General features: G+C 69.4%; 21 protein-coding genes. 13 read left to right on the top strand and 8 right to left on the bottom strand.

The genetic code is table 11. The features are described 5' to 3' along the window. The first annotated feature begins 56 nt into the window (after positions 1 to 56). The 4 genes from CRP55_RS29925 (at position 57) to CRP55_RS29910 (ending at position 3,724) form a co-directional block, all read left to right on the top strand. Positions 57 to 464: a GntR family transcriptional regulator gene (locus CRP55_RS29925; RefSeq protein ID WP_097323845.1), complete on the top strand. Its 408-nt coding sequence runs from the start codon at positions 57 to 59 to the stop codon at positions 462 to 464. After that, entirely contained in the window at positions 461 to 1,339 is an 879-nt protein-coding gene (locus CRP55_RS29920) for an ABC transporter ATP-binding protein (RefSeq protein ID WP_097323842.1), read from the top strand. Before CRP55_RS29925 ends, CRP55_RS29920 begins: the two co-directional genes overlap by 4 nt. Continuing rightward, positions 1,336 to 2,346 (top strand): ABC-2 membrane transporter-related protein, encoded by a 1,011-nt coding sequence (locus CRP55_RS29915; RefSeq protein ID WP_097323840.1) that lies wholly within the window; start codon positions 1,336 to 1,338, stop codon positions 2,344 to 2,346. Before CRP55_RS29920 ends, CRP55_RS29915 begins: the two co-directional genes overlap by 4 nt. Before the next feature lie 241 nt (positions 2,347 to 2,587). Further along, the gene (locus CRP55_RS29910; RefSeq protein WP_097323836.1) at positions 2,588 to 3,724 is read left to right on the top strand and encodes a sugar ABC transporter substrate-binding protein; all 1,137 of its coding nucleotides are present in this window, start codon (positions 2,588 to 2,590) and stop codon (positions 3,722 to 3,724) included. Positions 3,725 to 3,829: 105 nt separating this feature from the next. Here the strand turns inward: CRP55_RS29910 and CRP55_RS29905 are convergent, their stop codons facing one another. Beyond that, positions 3,830 to 4,546, bottom strand: a complete 717-nt coding sequence (locus tag CRP55_RS29905; RefSeq protein WP_097323832.1) for an alanyl-tRNA editing protein — start codon at positions 4,544 to 4,546, stop codon at positions 3,830 to 3,832. Next, positions 4,546 to 5,016, bottom strand: a complete 471-nt coding sequence (locus tag CRP55_RS29900) for a MarR family winged helix-turn-helix transcriptional regulator (RefSeq protein WP_097323828.1) — start codon at positions 5,014 to 5,016, stop codon at positions 4,546 to 4,548. The genes CRP55_RS29905 and CRP55_RS29900 overlap by 1 nt, the downstream gene beginning before the upstream one ends. Positions 5,017 to 5,063: 47 nt before the next feature. Between CRP55_RS29900 and CRP55_RS52335 the strand changes: the two genes are divergently transcribed. Together CRP55_RS52335 and CRP55_RS29890 are read left to right on the top strand one after the other, a co-directional pair. Next, positions 5,064 to 6,209 carry a TspO-related membrane protein gene (locus CRP55_RS52335; RefSeq protein WP_143234989.1) on the top strand — a complete coding sequence of 382 codons (1,146 nt, stop codon included), beginning with the start codon at positions 5,064 to 5,066 and terminating at the stop codon, positions 6,207 to 6,209. Positions 6,210 to 6,297: 88 nt separating this feature from the next. After that, positions 6,298 to 6,612, top strand: a complete 315-nt coding sequence (locus CRP55_RS29890; RefSeq protein ID WP_097323822.1) for a hypothetical protein — start codon at positions 6,298 to 6,300, stop codon at positions 6,610 to 6,612. 117 nt (positions 6,613 to 6,729) lie between these two features. Here CRP55_RS29890 and CRP55_RS29885 read toward each other — a convergent pair whose 3' ends face one another. From CRP55_RS29885 to CRP55_RS29875, 3 genes are read right to left on the bottom strand one after another with little or no spacing between them, the layout of a single operon-like run. Further along, complete coding sequence (locus CRP55_RS29885) at positions 6,730 to 7,761, bottom strand: LLM class flavin-dependent oxidoreductase (protein ID WP_097323818.1); 1,032 nt, start codon at positions 7,759 to 7,761, stop codon at positions 6,730 to 6,732. 1 nt (position 7,762) lies between these two features. Continuing rightward, positions 7,763 to 8,248 carry an SsrA-binding protein SmpB gene (smpB, locus tag CRP55_RS29880; RefSeq protein ID WP_097324300.1) on the bottom strand — a complete coding sequence of 162 codons (486 nt, stop codon included), beginning with the start codon at positions 8,246 to 8,248 and terminating at the stop codon, positions 7,763 to 7,765. 11 nt (positions 8,249 to 8,259) lie between these two features. Next, the gene (locus CRP55_RS29875; protein ID WP_097323815.1) at positions 8,260 to 8,523 is read right to left on the bottom strand and encodes a hypothetical protein; all 264 of its coding nucleotides are present in this window, start codon (positions 8,521 to 8,523) and stop codon (positions 8,260 to 8,262) included. Between the two features lie 123 nt (positions 8,524 to 8,646). Here CRP55_RS29875 and CRP55_RS29870 point away from each other — a divergent pair, with 123 nt between their 5' ends. The 3 genes from CRP55_RS29870 (at position 8,647) to CRP55_RS29860 (ending at position 12,714) form a co-directional block, all read left to right on the top strand. Then, positions 8,647 to 10,731, top strand: a complete 2,085-nt coding sequence (locus tag CRP55_RS29870) for an MMPL family transporter (protein WP_097323812.1) — start codon at positions 8,647 to 8,649, stop codon at positions 10,729 to 10,731. Between the two features lie 67 nt (positions 10,732 to 10,798). After that, positions 10,799 to 11,755 (top strand): NAD(P)-dependent alcohol dehydrogenase, encoded by a 957-nt coding sequence (locus CRP55_RS29865; RefSeq protein WP_245923471.1) that lies wholly within the window; start codon positions 10,799 to 10,801, stop codon positions 11,753 to 11,755. Continuing rightward, entirely contained in the window at positions 11,755 to 12,714 is a 960-nt protein-coding gene (locus CRP55_RS29860) for an amidohydrolase family protein (RefSeq protein ID WP_097323805.1), read from the top strand. Before CRP55_RS29865 ends, CRP55_RS29860 begins: the two co-directional genes overlap by 1 nt. On the opposite strand, the gene CRP55_RS29855 is transcribed toward CRP55_RS29860, so the two are convergent. Further along, a complete protein-coding gene (locus tag CRP55_RS29855) occupies positions 12,690 to 13,469 on the bottom strand; it encodes an IclR family transcriptional regulator (RefSeq protein WP_097323802.1) in 780 nt (259 codons plus the stop codon). The two genes, CRP55_RS29860 and CRP55_RS29855, sit on opposite strands and share 25 nt — an antisense overlap. A 74-nt stretch (positions 13,470 to 13,543) precedes the next feature. On the opposite strand from CRP55_RS29855, the gene CRP55_RS29850 reads away from it, so the two are divergent. Both CRP55_RS29850 and CRP55_RS29845 read left to right on the top strand, forming a co-directional pair. After that, positions 13,544 to 13,870 carry a putative quinol monooxygenase gene (locus CRP55_RS29850; RefSeq protein WP_097323799.1) on the top strand — a complete coding sequence of 109 codons (327 nt, stop codon included), beginning with the start codon at positions 13,544 to 13,546 and terminating at the stop codon, positions 13,868 to 13,870. A 149-nt stretch (positions 13,871 to 14,019) separates the two neighbouring features. Further along, positions 14,020 to 14,898 (top strand): arginase family protein, encoded by an 879-nt coding sequence (locus tag CRP55_RS29845; protein WP_097323795.1) that lies wholly within the window; start codon positions 14,020 to 14,022, stop codon positions 14,896 to 14,898. A 2-nt stretch (positions 14,899 to 14,900) separates the two neighbouring features. Here CRP55_RS29845 and CRP55_RS29840 read toward each other — a convergent pair whose 3' ends face one another. Continuing rightward, positions 14,901 to 15,107 carry a metallophosphoesterase gene (locus CRP55_RS29840; protein WP_218854734.1) on the bottom strand — a complete coding sequence of 69 codons (207 nt, stop codon included), beginning with the start codon at positions 15,105 to 15,107 and terminating at the stop codon, positions 14,901 to 14,903. A gap of 104 nt (positions 15,108 to 15,211) precedes the next feature. Here CRP55_RS29840 and CRP55_RS29835 point away from each other — a divergent pair, with 104 nt between their 5' ends. Both CRP55_RS29835 and CRP55_RS29830 read left to right on the top strand, forming a co-directional pair. Further along, positions 15,212 to 16,069, top strand: coding sequence for an NAD-dependent epimerase/dehydratase family protein (locus tag CRP55_RS29835; protein ID WP_097323790.1), 858 nt, complete (start codon positions 15,212 to 15,214; stop codon positions 16,067 to 16,069). 64 nt (positions 16,070 to 16,133) lie between these two features. Then, on the top strand, positions 16,134 to 16,499 hold the full coding sequence (locus CRP55_RS29830; RefSeq protein WP_143234987.1) for a hypothetical protein: 366 nt from the start codon (positions 16,134 to 16,136) through the stop codon (positions 16,497 to 16,499). Positions 16,500 to 16,619: 120 nt separating this feature from the next. Here CRP55_RS29830 and CRP55_RS29825 read toward each other — a convergent pair. Continuing rightward, positions 16,620 to 16,995: transposase family protein (locus tag CRP55_RS29825; RefSeq protein WP_143234985.1), on the bottom strand; the 376-nt coding region annotated here is incomplete at its 5' end.

The following is a 16,995-nucleotide window of genomic DNA, read 5'->3' as shown; positions in this document are numbered from 1 at the left end:
TCATGTGGAGCGCACTGATATTGTGCTAGTCACCTAGTGAAATAGAGGGGTCAAGGATGATCGAGTTTCACCTGGACGCGCGATCAGGGGTCGCGCCGTACCTGCAGTTGATCCAGCAGGTCCGTCACGCTCTGCGGCTCGGGATGCTCAAGGAGGGCGACCGGCTGCCCACCGTCAAGGACGTGGTGGCCCGCGTGGCGATCAACCCCAACACGGTGCTCAAGGCCTACCGCGAGCTGGAGTACGAGGGACTCGTCCAGCCCCGCCCCGGCCTGGGCACCTTCGTCACCCGCACCCTCGCGGGCGGCGACGAGGCCATCGCCGCGCACGAGCCGCTGCGCCGCGAGCTGACCGACTGGCTCGGCCGCGCCCGCGCCGCCGGCCTCGACGACGAAGACGTCGAGGCGCTCCTGATCAGCACGTTTCGCGAGTTTTCGGAAGAGCGAGCGGGGAGACGGGGATGACTGACGCCGTCACCACCACCGGCCTGACCAAGCGGTACGGGCGGCGTACCGCGCTCAGCGACTGCACCCTGAACATTCCGGCCGGCCACGTGGTCGGCCTGGTCGGCCCGAACGGGGCCGGCAAGTCGACGCTCCTGCAGCTCACCTGCGGTCTGCTCGCGCCGACCGAGGGGCGCATCGAGGTGCTCGGCCACACCCCGCACACCGGTTCCCCGCGCCTCGGCTTCGTCGCGCAGGACACCCCGGTCTACGGCAACCTCACCGTCGCCGACCACCTGCGGTTCGGCGCCCACCTCAACCCCGGCTGGGACAAGGCGCTCGCGCAGCGGCGCATTGCCGAGCTGGGGCTCGACCCGTCGCAGCGGGCCGGCAAGCTCTCCGGCGGCCAGCGGGCGCAGCTCGCCCTGACGCTCGCCATCGCCAAGAGGCCCGAGCTGCTGCTCCTCGACGAGCCGGTGGCCGCGCTCGATCCGCTGGCCCGCCGTGAGTTCCTTCAGGGCCTGATGTCGTACGCCGCGGAGAACGGCACCAGCGTCGTCATGTCCTCGCATCTGGTGGCCGACCTCGAGCGCGTCTGCGACTACCTGATCGTGCTCGTGGCCTCGCGGGTCCGGGTCCACGGCGACGTGGACGAGCTGCTCGGCACGCATCACCGGCTCACCGGGCCGCGCCGCGACCCGGACACGCTCGGCCCCGGCCGGGAGGTCGTGCAGGCCAGCCACACCGACGTGCAGTCCACCCTCGTCGTGCGCAGCACGGCACCGGTCGACGACCCGTCCTGGACGTCGGACCGGCTCGACCTGGAGGACATCGTCCTCGCCTACATGGCCCAGGCCGGCACCCACGGCCGCGACCGAGTGCTGGAGAAGCGATGATCTGGCTGACCTGGCGTCAGTTCCGCGTGCAGGCGTGGGTGGCGGCGGTCTTCGCCGTCGCCATCGCGGCCGCGCTCGCGGCGACCGCCCCGCACCTGTTCGACCTTTACCAGAGCAGCGGCCTGGCCGACTGCACCAGCAACTGCGGCGACCTCGCCGACACCTTCGTCATTCAAGCCGGGACGAGACTCAACACGATTTTGTACGGGGTGGGCACGGCCGCCCTCTTGCTGATGCCGGCGCTGGTCGGCATCTTCTGGGGCGCTCCCATGGTGGCCCGCGAGCTCGAGACCGGCACCCATCGGCTGGTCTGGAACCAGACGGTGTCGCGCCGCCGCTGGATCCTGACCAAGCTGATCGGGATCGGCCTGACCACCGCGGTCACCGCCGCCGTGGTCAGCGCGGTGGTGACCTGGTGGGCGGCGCCGCTCGACGACGGCCGGGCCGGGCGCATCTCGCCGGAGCTGTTCTCGGCGCGCGGCGTCGTCCCGATCGGCTACGCGGCGCTCGGCTTCGCGGCCGGCGTGCTGATCGGCATGCTGCTCCGGCGGTCGATCGCGGCCATGGCGGTGACGCTGCTGGCGATCGTGCTCGTCCAGGTGGCGGTGCCGTTCTTCGTTCGGGAGCACCTGACCACGCCGGTCAGCAGCTCGACCCCCTTCGACCCGGAGAACATCGCGTCGCTCGGTATCAGTGAGGACAACACCATCACCGTCCATGCCGCCTCGCCGGTCGAGGATGCCTGGGAGCTGTCGAACGTCACCCTCGGGCCGGACGGCGAGGAGTTCGAAGGTCCCATCGACCCGGCCAAGTGCGGACCGGACGCCGCTGGTGGGAAGCGGGAGTGCGATCGGTATCTCGGCACGCTGAACCTGACGCAGAAGAGCACCTACATCCCGGCCGACCGGTTCTGGAGTCTGCAATGGCGGGAGCTCGGGCTACTTTTGTCGGTGACGGCGCTCCTGGGCCTGGCCTCAGTGTGGTGGATCAGCCGAAAAGTCGCGTGAATCCGGACTTATCCGAAAGGTCGGCGGTTCGGGGGACCGCCGGCTTTTTCGCGCGCCTGACCAGGGCATGATCACGAGTGTCGATACCGTACGTAGTTGACGCGTGCTTACTGACGGGAAATGAACTATTTTTCTCTCCGGCACCGTACCCCTTGTCGAGTGCATTGACGGGTATCCGATACTGGGTCCGCTCGTTCGGGCGTTCCACAGCTCGGGTTCCACCGGAGAGGACGACTTCCCCATGCGCAGAAAATTGTTGGCTCTCGCCATGGCGGGTGTGATGGCGACAGCCACCATGACTGCGTGTGACGACTCCGACGGCTCGAGCGACGCCAGTAACACCAACACGAGCAGTGGCGGCAAGGCTCGCGTCGGCGTGATCCTCCCCGACACCGTGAGCTCCCAGCGGTGGGGCAACGACGACCCGAAGTATCTGCAGAAGGCGTTCGACGCGGCCGGTGTACCCGTCGAGATCAAGAATGCCGAGGGCGACGAGGCGAACTTCGTCAAGATCGGCGAGTCGATGATCAACAGCGGCGTCAAGGTGCTGATCATCGCCAACCTCGACGCGGCCAGCGGCAAGGCGGTGCTCGACAAGGCCCGGGAGAACAAGATCCCGACGATCGACTACGACCGGCTCACCCTCAACGGCGGCGCCAACTACTACGTCAGCTTCGACAACGAAGAAGTCGGCCGGCTGCAGGCGCGCGAGCTCACCAAATGTCTCAGCGCCCGCAAGGTCACCAACCCGGTGATCGCCGAGCTGAACGGGTCGAAGGCCGACAACAACGCCACGCTGTTCAAGAACGGCTACGACGAGATCCTGCAGCCGATCTACGACAACGCCGCCGCCAAGAAGGGCCCGGACCAGTGGGTGCCGGACTGGGACCCGAAGGAGGCCGAGAAGATCTTCACGCAGATGCTGCAGCAGGCCCCGAACATCAACGGCGTGCTCGCCGCGAACGACGGCATCGGCGGCGCGGTCATCAAGGTGCTGAAGAAGAAGGGCCTCAACCGTAAGGTTCCGGTCACCGGCCAGGACGCCACCCTCGAGGGCCTGCAGGCGGTGCTGAGCGGCGACCAGTGCGTCACCATCTTCAAGCCGCTCGAGCAGGAGGCCGCCGCGGCCGCCAAGATGGCCATCGACCTGTTCAAGGGCCAGGCGCCGAAGGTCACCGAGCAGATCAAGGACCCGGAGTCGGGCGCCTACATCCCGTTCCGCTCGATCGTCCCCCAGGCCATCACCAAGGACAAGATCAACAACGTGCTCGCGGCCGGCTTCGTCGAGAAGGCCAAGCTCTGCGCCGGCGCCTACGCCAAGCTCTGCACCATCAACAAGATCGGCACCACCGCCACCACAAACACCGACGCCGAGTAGCAACCCGGCAGCCTCGCTCTGAGCGGAAGTCCCGCCCCGCCGCCGCCCTCGATCGGGTGGAGGCGGGGCGGTCGCCTTTTCGGCGTGGCGCGCTGCCTCGCGCGTTCAGGCGGCCAGGCGGATCCTCACCCGGCGGTTCTGCCGGCCCTTGCTCTCCACCTTGACCACCTCGACCCGGCCGACCTGTCGCGTCGAGGCGACGTGGGTGCCGCCGTCGGCCTGCACGTCCAGCCCGACGATGTCGATGATCCGGATCTCCGGCTCCTCCAGCGGGGGCAGCGCGTCCTGCGTACGGACCAAGGTCGGAATTTGAAGTGCCTCGTCGCGAGGCAGCACCCGGGCCACGATCTTCCGATCCGCCGCGATCTCCGCGTTGACCGCGTCCTCGAGGGACTGCTTGAAACCCGCCGGAACCTCCGGCAGGTTGAAGTCCATCCGGGCCTCACCCGGCTGCATGTTTCCGCCGGTCACCAGCGCCCCGAAGTCACGGAACACCGTGCCGCAGAGAATGTGCAGCCCCGAGTGGGTCCGCATCAGCGTCGTCCGCCGCTCGTCGTCGATCGCCCCGCGCACCTTGGTCCCCGCCGCCGGCACCGGATCGCCCGGCGCCGGAATCAGCCGGAAGTCATCGCCCTTGCGCGTGTCGACGATCCGCGTCCGCACGCCCTGCCAGAGCAGCACCCCATGGTCGGGCGGCTGACCGCCCCCGCCCGGATAGAACGCCGACCGGTCGAGCACGATCCCCTCCTCCGGATCGGACCACACCACGGTGCAGTCCCACTCCCGCAGAGTCGGATCGGCCCAGTCCAGACGCTCACCCATCACTCGACCTTAGCCCTGTCGCTCGATCGTCCCTCTCCGGTGCGCCGGCGGTGGAGACGGGCCAGGTCGTGCAGGACGTCGATGACCAGGCGGCGGTGCTCGGCGGGCAGAGCCGCCGAGACGCGGGCGATGTCGCCGGCCAGCGGGTGCAACTCGGCGAGCACGGCTTCGGTGGTCCGAGGGGTGGCGGTGAGAACCTGGCGGCGGCGGTCGCCGGGATGCGGCGCGCGGTCGACCCAGCCCGCGCGCTGAAGGCGGTCGACCAGGCCCGTGGCCGCACCGGAGGTCAGTCCCAGCAGGCGGCCCAGCTCGACGGGTCCGATGGGCTCTTCGGCGACCATCAGGTGTTTCAGAGCCAGGAAGTCGCCGGCGCTGAGGCCCATCCGACGGGCCGTCGCAGCATCCACCTCGGCCGCGGCGGTTGCCAGATGGTGCACAGCCCAGGCCAGTTCGTTCGGCGGCTCCTCCATGGGCACTAGCTTAGAAACTAAGCTACTCAGTTGCCTAGGGGGAGAACATGGACGGAGCAAGGTCCCTGGCGCTCGCCGGCGCCTGCACGGCCTTCATCGCGGTGCCGAACCTGGGCGCCCTGCTCGGCCGGGGCGAGCAGACCGCCCGATACGACACGGCGATCACCCCACCGGACTACGCCTTCGTGGTGTGGGCTCCCATCTTCACCGCCTGCGCCGCCTCGACGATCGCCCAGTGCCGCCCGGCCGGCCGCCACACCGAACTGAGCCGCCGAACCGGTTGGCCCTTGGCCGCCGCCTACGCCGCCAACACCGCCTGGTCCCTGGCCGCGCAGAGCAACCGGTTCGCCCTCACCCCCTACCTGTTGCCCGCAGCCGCCGCCTTGGCCGCCACCGCCCACTTCCGCCTGCAACGACTGCCTTCAGCCGCGCCCGCCACCTCAGCCGCGACGCCCACGTCGGCCGTGACCCCCACTTCGACCGCGGGCGCTGCTGTGGCTGCGGCTCCGACTTCGGCCGTGGCCCCTGCTTCGGCGGGCGCTGCTGGGGCTGCGGCTCCCAGTTCGGCCGCGACCCTGAGCCCGGCCGCCGCCTCAACTCCGTCCGTGGGTGCTGCGACGGCGGCCGCCTCAGCCCCGGCCGCGGGTGCTGTTACGGCCGCCGCCTCCACTCCGTCCGCAGGTGCTACCACGACGGCCGCCTCAGCCCCGGCCGCGGGTGCTGTTACGGCCGCCGCGTCCGCCCCAGCCGCGGGTGCTGCTACGGCCGCCGCGCCCACTTCAGCCGTGCCCGCTGGTACAGCCGCAGGTGCTGCTACGGCCGTTGGTGCTACGGCGGGCCTGGGGCCAGCGACGGCCACGGGGAGTGAGGCGGCCGACGGTCCCATCGGGATCACCGCTGCCAGCACCGGGATGCTCCTCGGCTGGACCGCCCTGGCCTCCGTCGTCAACATCGTGGCCGCACGAGCCGACCGCGACGCCCCTCGGACCGTGGCCGCCGCCACTGCCGCCCTGTTGGCCACCGCGGGCGCGGTGGCTGCCGTCGTGGCCCGAAGCCCTCACGGTGGCCGAGCGGTAGCCCTCACCTCCGCCTGGGGCCTGACCACCCTCGCCGCCAGCCGGAAACGCCCCACCACTGTCCGGGCTGCCGCCGCCACCGGCGCCGCGACGATCGTGGCGGCGACCCGGCACTAGCCGCCGCGGCCGAGCTCCCCGACGTGGCCTGAGATCACCCCGGCCGCGAGCGCGGAAACTTGTCGTAGGGGGCCGCTATGGTCCCGGCATGAGTGGCGTTTGGCAGTTGCGGCGGCGCGACGACGGCCGGGTCCTGGCCGATCTCGTGGTGACCGGCGCCGACTTTCCCTGGCTCTACGCGCGGGTCGACGAGCGGGCCGGCCTCGACGAGGTGCGCCCGTTCTTCGCCGAGGAGTTACGGCTTCTGGAGCGCCTCGACGAGGATGTCGGTGCCTGGGAGCGGGCCCACGACGGCGTGGCGGCCGCGGTGGCGCTGCGGTCGCCGGATGACGTCGACGTTCCCGAGTTTCTGATCCACCTCGACGGCGACGAAGCTTGGTGGCGTTGGAGCGGTGGGCCCTGAAAAGAGGGTGACCACTCACGCACGTCGCCGTGGTGGGGTGAGCGTTCTGGGCGCGCAGCGCCCTGCTCACCCCGCCGCGGCCCTCGGCGTGAGCGACGGTCTGTATGCCCCACCCCGCTACGACTTCAAAAGCTCTTTGACCCTCGGGATGACCTTGGTGCCATACAGCTCGATCGATTTCATCATCTGCTCGTGGGGGAGGGTGCCGGCTGAATATTTGAGGTCGAAGCGCTGAATGCCCAGTGCCTTGATGGTGCGGGCGATCTTCTGCGCGACCGTCTCGGGGGAGCCGGCATGCCAGGCGCCCTCGGTGATGTCGTGTTCGAAGCGGTCCCGGGCCATGGGCGGCCAACCGCGTTCGCGGCCGATGCGGTTGAGCATGGTGCGCGCGTGCGGCCAGAGGGTCTCGACGGCCTCGTCGTCGGTGTCGGCGATGAAGCCGGGGCAGTGGACGGCGACCGGCTGATCGGGCTGGCCGAACTCCTTCAGCGCGTGGTGGAAGAGCTCCACATAGGGGGCGAACCGCACGGGCTCGCCGCCGATGATGGCCAGGACCAGCGGGAAGCCGTACTTGGCGGCGCGGACGACCGACTCGGGGCTGCCGCCGACGCCGATCCAGGTGGGGATGCGCCCGGCCGCGGTCTTGGGGTAGACCTGCTGGTCGGTCAGGGCGGGCCGCACCGTGCCGGACCAGGTGACCGGGCCCTCCTTGAGGAGCTCGGCCATCAGGGCGGCCTTCTCCTCGAAGAGCTTCTCGTAGTCGTGCAGGTCGAAGCCGAACAGCGGGAACGACTCGGTGAACGAGCCGCGGCCCAGGGTGATTTCGGCGCGGCCGTTGGAGACGGCGTCGAGGGTGGCGAAGCGCTCGTACACGCGCACCGGGTCGTCCGAGCTCAGCACCGTGACGGCAGTTCCCAGGCGCAGCGTCGACGTCCGCGCGGCGATGGCGGCCAGCACGATCTCGGGGGAGGAGACCGCGAAGTCGTCGCGATGGTGCTCGCCCAGGCCGAAGGCGTCGACGCCGACCTTTTCGGCGAGCACGGCCTGCTCGACGACGTTGCGGATCACCTCCGCGTAGGGGAGGCGCTGGCCGTGGCTGTCGGCGGTGACGTCGCCGAACGTATCAAGTCCGAATTCCACCATGATCATCCTACCGGCGGGTCCTGCCCTTCAGGCGGCGGCCCATCTCGCGCGCGATCTCCTTCTCGGCGTCGCGCTTGGCCATCACCTGACGCTTGTCGTACGACTTGAGGCCGCGCGCCATCCCGAGCTCGACCTTCGCCCAGCCCTCGCTGAAATACATCGACAGCGGCACCAGGGTGAGCCCGTTGCCGTCGTTCAGCTGCGACAGGATCTTGACGATCTCCTGCTTGTGCAGCAGGAGCTTGCGGGTACGGCGCGGGGCGTGATTGGTCCAGCTGCCGTACCCGTACTCCGCGATGTGCAGGCCGTAGAGCAGGATCTCGCCCTCGTGCTCGGCGGCGAACGCGTCGACCAGCGAGGCGCGGCCCTCGCGCAGCGACTTCACCTCGGTGCCGGCCAGCACCAGGCCCGCCTCCCACGTCTTGAGGATGGCGTAGTCGTGCCGGGCCTTCTTGTTCGAGGCGATCAGCTTGCGTCCGGTTTCCTTGCTCACGACCACCTAATTTAGGGCACGGGCCGCCGCATCGAGTACGTGACACTGCTCAACCGGTGCGGCTCGTTGTGCACGTGCATCGCCGCCCGGTCGTACGCCTGCCAGCCGGCCGCACCGGCCCGGTTGAGGTGGCGCAGGTCGTCGTAGCGCTCGTCGGTGCCCCAGCGCAGCGTGCCGCCGGGGTGGTGGAAGGTCGCGGTCCAGTCCATGAAGCGGTCGGCGCCGAGCGTGCCCGCGGCACGGTATTCGAGCCGTGCGTATTCCCAATTCGTCACCCGACGGATTATTCACCATCAACGTCCGCTGTGGATCTCCCCTGAGATAACCCTGAGGTACGCCTTCGGGGGGTTCTGCGTTTTCAGAAGCGGGCTTACGCTGCCCGCCGGGGGGAATTCATCATGGGGAGATTTATCTGCGGCCGCCGTTCCAAGTGGATCGTGCTGGCCCTGTGGATCGTGATCCTGGTCCTGACCGCGCCGCTCGCGGGCAAGCTGGGCAGCGTCGAGAAGAACGACAACTCGGCCTGGCTGCCCGGTGGGGCCGAGTCGACGCAGGTCATCGAGGAGAGCCGCGCGTTCCAGCCGGACGACGTCGCGCCCGCGATCGTCATCTACGAGCGTCCCAGTGGCATCACCGAGGCCGACATGGCCAAGGCAAAGGCGGACGCGGACGAGATGAAGAGCGTCCCGGGCGTGACCGGCGACATCATCGGGCCGATTGCGTCCGAGGACAAGCAGGCGATCCAGCTCATCGTCCCGGTCAAGATCGACGATGACGGCTGGGAGGCCTTGCCGGATATCGCCGATCAAATCCGGCAGATTGCCGAGGGCGGAGCAACGGTATACCTGGCCGGACCGGTGGCCAACGCGGCCGACTCGGCCGACGCCTTCGCCGGCATCGACGGCACGCTGCTCTACACCACCCTGATCGTCGTCGCGATCATCCTGCTCATCACGTACCGAAGTCCGGTCCTCTGGCTGTTCCCGATCATCAGCGCCGGCGTGGCCCTGGTCGCCGCCCAGGCCGTCATCTATCTGCTGGCCAAATACGCCGACCTGGTGGTGAACGCGCAGAGCGCCGGCATCTTGACAGTCCTCGTCTTCGGCGCCAGCACCGACTACGCGCTGCTGCTGGTGGCGCGCTATCGGGAAGAGCTGAGACGCCACGAGGACCGGCACGAGGCCATGCAGCTCGCGCTGCACCGGGCCGGGCCGGCCATCATCGCCAGCGCCGCCACCGTCGCCATCGGCATGTCGATCCTGACCCTGGCCGAGCTGAACTCGACCAGCGGCCTCGGCCCGGTGGCCGCGATCGGCGTCGTCGTCGGCCTGGCCGCGATGGTCACCCTGCTGCCGGCCATGCTGGTGATCTGCGGGCGCTGGCTGTTCTGGCCGGTCAAGCCCAAGTTCGGCACTCCCGAGCCGACCGCCACCGGCTTCTGGGCGCGGCTCGGCAACCGGATGGCCAAGCGGCCACGCCGGGTCTGGATCGGGACGGCCCTGGCCCTGGGTGCGATGGCGCTCGGCCTGCTCCAGCTCAACGCGACCGGCCTCACCACGGCCGAGCAGTTCACCTCCGACAAGCCGTCGGTGGCGGCCGAGGAGGTGCTGGCCGCGCACTTCCCGGCCGGCGGCGGCCAGCCGGTCACGGTGATCGCCAACGCGGGGACCGAAGACCAGGTCAAGGCCGCCTTCGAGGGCGTCGACGGCATCACCGCGGTGGCCGAGCCGGTCGTCAAGGAACCGAAGGCGCTGATCGACGGCACCCTGGAGTCGTCGCCCGACAGCGAGGAGGCCCAGCGGACCGTCGAACGGGTCCGCGACGCCGTGCACGCCGTGCCGGGAGCGGACGCCATAGTCGGCGGCACGTCGGCCGCGCTGCTCGACATCAACAACGCCAACAAGCACGACAACCGGCTGATCATCCCGCTCGTGCTGCTGGTCGTGCTGATCATCCTGGCGCTGTTGTTGCGGGCGATCGTGGCGCCGCTGATCCTGATCGCCACCGTGGTGCTGTCGTTCGCGGCCGCCCTCGGGGTGAGCGTGCTGGTGTTCCGCTACATCTTCGACTTCCCGGCCGAGGACACGTCGTTCCCGCTGTTCGTCTTCGTGTTCCTGGTCGCGCTCGGCATCGACTACAACATCTTCCTGATGACCCGGGTGCGCGAGGAGGCGCAGAAACACGGCACCCGCCAGGGTGCGCTGATCGGCCTGGCCGCCACCGGCGGTGTGATCACCTCGGCCGGCATCGTGCTCGCCGGCACCTTCGCGGCGCTGGCCAGCCTGCCCCTGGTGGCCTTCGTGGAGATCGGCTTCGCGGTGGCCTTCGGCGTGCTGCTCGACACCCTGATCGTGCGCTCGGTGCTGGTCACGGCGCTCAACCTGGACGTCGGCCGGCACATGTGGTGGCCGTCGAAGATGGCCAAGGCCCCGGAGCCGCAGGAGCAGCCGTTGTCACCATCTGAACCGGAGCTAACACACTAGGGCGCGGGCGGCGCAGAGTCCGCCTATGAAGGCTGTTCGAGTACACGCGTACGGAAAAAGGCCCTCGGTGGACGACGTGCCGGAACCGAGGGTGACCGGGCCCTTCGATGTGCTGGTCCAGGTCGGTGCGGCGGGACTCTGCCGCACCGACCTGCACATCGTGGAGGGTCAGTGGGCCGAGAAGTCGGGCGTTGCGCTGCCCTACGTGATCGGCCACGAGAACGCCGGCTGGGTGCGCGAGGTCGGCTCGGCGGTGAGCAACGTGGCACCGGGCGACGCGGTGATCCTGCACCCGCTGGTGACCTGCGGGCTGTGCGGGCCGTGCCGCCGCGGCGACGACGTGCACTGCGAGAGTTCCCGGTTCCCCGGCATCGACAGCGACGGCGGGATGGCCGAGCTGCTGCTGACCAGCGCCCGCTCGGTGGTCAAGCTGGCCGACGGCCTCGAGCCGGCCGCGGTGGCCGCGCTGGCCGACGCCGGCCTGACCGCGTACCACGCCGTCCGCAAGGCGGTGCCGCTGCTGCACCCGGGCGCCACCTGCGTCGTGATCGGCGCCGGCGGCCTCGGCCACATCGGCATCCAGTGCCTGGTCGCGATGACCGCGGCCCGGATCGTCGTGGTCGACCCGAACCCGCGCGCCCGCGAGCTGGCCTCGCAGCTGGGCGCGCACGAGGTCGTCGAGAGCGGGAAGGACCTGACCGATTCGGCCCACATCGTGCTCGACTTCGTGGGGGAGCAGGGCGCCGAACGCGAGGGCCTGGCCATCACGCGGCGGGCCGGAAGCTACTTCATCATCGGCTACGGCGGAAAGATCGACATCCCGACCATCGACCTGATCTCCACCGAGCGCAACATCATCGGCAACCTGGTCGGCTCCTACACCGACCTCGACGAGCTGATGACCCTCGCCGCCCAGGGCCAGGTCACGCTGCATACGAAGCGATATCCGCTGGCGTCGGTCAACGAGGCCATGGACGACCTCGAGGCGGGACGACTGCAGGGACGCGGAATCCTGGTTCCCTGATGTACCAGGGCTATTTCGTGGTCGACGGTCACGTCCGGTTCTGGGACGGCAGCCCAGCCAACCAGATCAACCGGTACGGCGAGGGGTTCACCCGGTGCCTGCACGGCTACCACTCGAACCTCTCGCCGGCCGAGTACCGGTGGCCGCTCGAGGAGTTCGAGCGGGTCGGCGAGAAGCAGATGATGCACGACCTGTTCGAGGTGGGCCACGCCGACGTGGCCGTCCTCCAGTCGACCGGCCTGACCGACTGGTTCGTCAACGGCTTCACCACCACCGGCCACCACGGATCGCTCGCCGAACGCCATCCGGGCCGGTTCATCGTCAACGGGCGGTTCGACCCGCGCGACGGCGAGGCCGGCCTGGAGAGCCTGGAGCGGCTGTACGAGCGGTGGAAACTGCCGGGCGTGACGCTGTGCACCGCCGAGTGGAAGGGGAACAGCAAAGGCTGGAAGCTCAGCGACCCGTGGGCGTACCGCTATCTCGAACTTTGCGAGCAACTCGGCATCCGTAACATTCACGTGCCCAAGGGCCCGACCGTCTACCCGATGAACCGGGACGACTTCGACGTGGCCGATGTGGACGACGCGGCGACCGCCTTCCCCGGGCTGCGTTTCATCGTCGAGCACGTGGGCCTGCCGCGTGTGGAGGACTTCTGCTGGATCGCCACGCAGGAGCCCAACGTGTACGGCGGTCTGGCCATGGCGATGCCGTTCCTGCACAGCCGGCCGCGCTACTTCGCGCAGATCATCGGCGAGCTGCTCTACTGGCTCGGCGAGGACCGCCTGCTGTTCGGCAGCGACTACGCCGTCTGGCAGCCGAAGTGGCTGGTCGAGGAGTTCGCCGGCTTCCAGATCCCGGACGACATGCGCGGCGAGTACGGCGAGTTGACCGACACGACCAAGCAGAAGATCCTCGGCCTGAACGCGGCCCGGCTCTACGGCATCGACGTGCCGGGATGAACGCGCCCGGCCAGTGCCACGGCCCGGGTCGCCCGTACCGCCCCGAGCCGCACGGCCCGCTCCACCGACCAGCGGTCCGTGCGCAATCGCAGCGTCGGCATCGAGATCGCCACCGCCCCCACGAACCGCCCGGCTGCGTCGGTCACCGGCGCCGCCATGCAGCTCAGCCCCTGCTGGAACTCGTCCACCTCGATTGCCAGCCCGGTACCGGTCACCTGCCGTAGCTGCCGGTGGAGCACGGCACGGTCGGTGACGGTCGCCGCCGTCACCTCCGGCAACCGCACCTCGTCGAGCACCCCCGGCAGCATGGCCAGCATCAACTTCCCGAAGGCGGTCGCATGCGGCACCTGGTGAAAACCCACACCGAGCGGGTTGATCCGCGGATGGTCCGGGCACTCCTCGACATGCGCCACGATCATCTCGTCGTCCCGCAGCGCCGCGTAGTAGGCCGCCGCCCGGGCCTGGAGGTGCACGACCGACGCCACCCGGCGCACCTCGGGCGGCACCGCGATCTGCCGGTGCAGCCCGCGGGCCAGGTCGTCGACGCGGTGCCCGAGCGCGTAGGCCCGCTCGTCGGCCAGATGCACCAGATAGCCGCCGCCCACCAGCGTCGTGAGCAGGTGATATGTCGTGGGGAGGGTGAGGCCGAGGGCCTTCGAGAGATCTTTCGCAGTCACCGGCCCGGTCGCCGCCGCGACGTGATCGAGCACGCGCATGGCCCGTTCGACCGACTGGAGCACCCCGGCGCGCTTCATGTTCTTCAGCCTGCGTCGCGCGTCAAGATGAGGAAACCCTGGTAACTGATCGTGCGAAAGGATGGTGCTGTGACATGATTTTCATTACGGCCAGGTTCCGGATCAAGCCCGAGCACGCCGAGGACTGGCCGCGGATCTCGGGGCCGTTCACCGAGGCGACCCGCTCCGAGCCCGGCTGCCTCTGGTTCGACTGGTCCCGCAGCCTGGACGATCCGACCGAGTATGTCCTGGTCGAGGCCTTCCGCGACGGCGACGCGGGCGCCGCCCACGTCGGCTCGGCGCATTTCAAGCAGGCCCAGCAGGATCTGCCGCCCTACCTGGTGGCCACCCCGAAGATCATCAGCCAGAACATCGACCAGAGCGATTGGTCCGAGCTGGGGGAGCTGGCGGTTCGTTCGTAAAAGACGAAAGGCGATGTCGTAGCGGGGTGGTGGGTACGGACCGCAACTCCCGTCGAGGGCCCGGGCGGGGCGAGCAGGGCGCTGCGCGCCCAGAACGCTCACCCCACCCGGGCGACCTGAGTAAATGGTTGCGCTCGAAAGGAACCCCGATGTCCGACACGACTCTTCGGTTGCTGTGGCCCCAGTGGCAGGGGGCGGGAACGTCGAGTGTGCGCGAGCTGGCGCCCGAGTTTCCGTTCGACGTCGCGCGCAGAGGCTATGCCGTGGGATCGGCCGTGCTCGAGGCGGTGCTTCCCGCGCATGAGGGGCCCACTGACTCCGTACCCGTCGCAATGAATGACTTCGGTCTTGATCTGCGGGACGGCATCGAAGCCAAAGAGGCCGTCATCGCGCAACTTGCCGCCGCCTTCGACGTCATCCGGCGGCACGACGCCGACCGGATCGTCACGCTCGGCGGAGAATGCGAGGTCAGCGTCGCGCCGTTCGCCGCGCTGGCCGAGCGCTACGGCGACGACCTGGCCAACGTGTGGATCGACTCGCACCCCGACATCGGCACGCCGAGCAGCGCCTATCCCGGCTTCCACGCCATGGCCGTCTCCGCGCTGACCGGCCACGGCGACCCCGGCATCCTCCGCCTCCTGCCCGCCACCGTCGACCCCGCCCGTGTGACCCTGGCCGGCCTGCACGCCTGGACCGACGACGACATCGGCAACGTCGCCGACCGGGGCATTCGCAGCTTCGCCCCCGACGACCTGCGCACCACGTCCCAGCCCCTGCTCGACTGGCTGGCCGCCACCGGCTGCTCCCGCGCGGCCGTGCACTTCGACGTCGACACCGTCGACGGCGACGAGATCGTCTTCGGCCTGGGCGCCGAACCCGGCGGCCTCACCACCACCCAGGTCCGCCGCATCATCGCCGACCTGCACGCCACCACCGACGTCGTCGGCCTGACCATCGCCGAGTTCATCCGCCGCCAGGTCATCCACCTGCAACAGCTGCTGCGGGGCTTCCCTCTGCTAGGCCCATAGGGTCAACCGGCCGCCCCGGCTTCGGGCAGCGGCTCCGGCCAGAACCTCTCACCGCCCAGGTACTGCCACTCGTGGTTGCCGATCAGCCGCACCCACCGCCGCGGATCACCTTCGAGCCGCCGCCGCACCACGTCGAGCACCCCGGCGCTGTCCGGTCCCCGATCGACCAGATCGCCGACCTGCACGACCACCGCCTCGTCGTCGCCCACGACGCGCGAAGCTCGCCGGGGAATCCTCCGACGTCACCGACCACCATGATCCGCGCCATGGATCCAGCCTAGAATCCGGAGGCCACCACCACCCCGGGAGAGAAATGCCTCGCATCGCCGTCACCGGCGGCAGCGGCAAGTTGGGCCGCGCCGTCGTCCAGGACCTGCTCGACCACGACTACGAGGTGGTCAACCTCGACCGGGCCGCGCCGCGGGAAGCCTCGGCGCCGTTCACGCTGGTCGACCTCACCGACTACGGGCAGGTCGCCGAGACGCTGAGCGCCATCGACGACCGCTACGACAGCATCGACGCGGTCGTGCACCTGGCGGCGATCCCCGCCCCGGGCCTGCGCCCGAACGCGGCCACGTTCACCAACAACATCACCGCCAGCTACAACGTGTTCGCCGCGGCCCGCGCGGCCGGCATCCGCCGCATCGTGTGGGCGTCCAGCGAGACCCTCCTGGGCCTTCCGCTCGGCCCCGAGAACCCACCGCCGTACATCCCGGTCGACGAGGACTACCCGGCCCGGCCCGAGACCTCGTACTCCCTCTCCAAGCATCTCGAGGAGAAGATGGCCGAGCAGTTCTGCCGCTGGAACCCGGAGCTGACCGCCATCGGCCTGCGCTTCTCCAACGTGATGGAGCCCGCCGACTACGAGGCCTTCCCGTCGTTCGACGCCGACCCCCGGCAGCGCATCTGGAACCTGTGGGGCTACATCGACGCCCGCGACGGTGCCCAGGCCGTCCGCAAAGCCCTGACCTACGACGCGACCGGCGTCGAGATCTTCGTGATCGCCAACGCCGACACGGTGATGAGCCGCTCCAGCGCGTCCCTGGCCGCCGAATACTTCCCCGGCATCCCCGTCACCCGCGACCTGGGCGAGCACGAGACCCTGCTGTCCATCGACAAGGCCCGTCGCCTGCTGGGCTACGACCCCCAGCACTCGTGGCGCCACCAGTGAAGGCGGCCGACAGGGACGGGGAGGTTACGGTGGGTTGTCAGCGATCCGAGGATGAGGGCTACAGATGATCAATACGCAGGAGTTCGCACGACGGTTGAGCACTCTCGGAGGTCATGCGTTCACCAGCGACGACGTCGTGGACCTGGCCACCGCCGCCGACGTGCGCATCAGCGCCGACCTCGAGATCGACGCCACGCTGGCGCAGCGCTTGCTCGACCAGATCTCGCCCAAGGTGCCGGTCACCGGTGCACAGATCGCGGCGTCGCAGTGGCCGCCACCCCAGTCGTCCCGGCCGGCGGCACCTTCGGTGTCGTTCTCCAGCCCCGGCGCCGTCGACGGCCCAGGAGACCAGCCGGGCCGGCCTCGCAGTTCGGGGCCTGCTCGGGGTGGCCGGCGCCACGGCCCCGGAAAGGCGCGTCGATCAAACTGAAGGCCGGGGCGCTCGACGGCAGCGTCGCCGAACGGCCCGGCCGCGTCACCATCGTGCGTCCCAGTGCGGCGATCGCGCCACTCGCCAGAGTCGTTCTTGCCAACATCGACTGAGGTGATCTCAGGGAGTTTCGGGTAGAGCTCGGTATTCGAAGTGGGTTAGGTGCAGTGCCGCAGCGACGATGTCGCCGATTCGGCGTGGGCTCGCGGTGGTGTGTCGTAGCGTCTTCCAGCGGCCGACGAGGATCGCGAAGCCGCGTTCGTCTTGCCAGCGCAGGCCGCGCAGCAGCCGGTTGATGCTGCGGTTGGCCACGGCGAGCCGTTTGCCGCCAGCGGGTTGTTTGGTCGGCGTCTTGATGCCGTGACCGGCGCCTTCGTAGCCGGCGTCGGCCAGAGTGGGCAGGTTCAGTTCGGCGGCGGCCCAGTTGAGGGCGGCGGTGATACCCAGTTGCTGGGCGCAGTTCAGGTCATGAGCGTGCCCGGGCATGGCGGCTGAG

Origin of the sequence: Paractinoplanes atraurantiacus (assembly GCF_900215205.1) — a bacterium.
GTDB classification, from domain to species: Bacteria; Actinomycetota; Actinomycetes; order Mycobacteriales; family Micromonosporaceae; genus Actinoplanes; species Actinoplanes atraurantiacus.
This window is presented reverse-complemented; position numbering and strand designations above follow the sequence as displayed.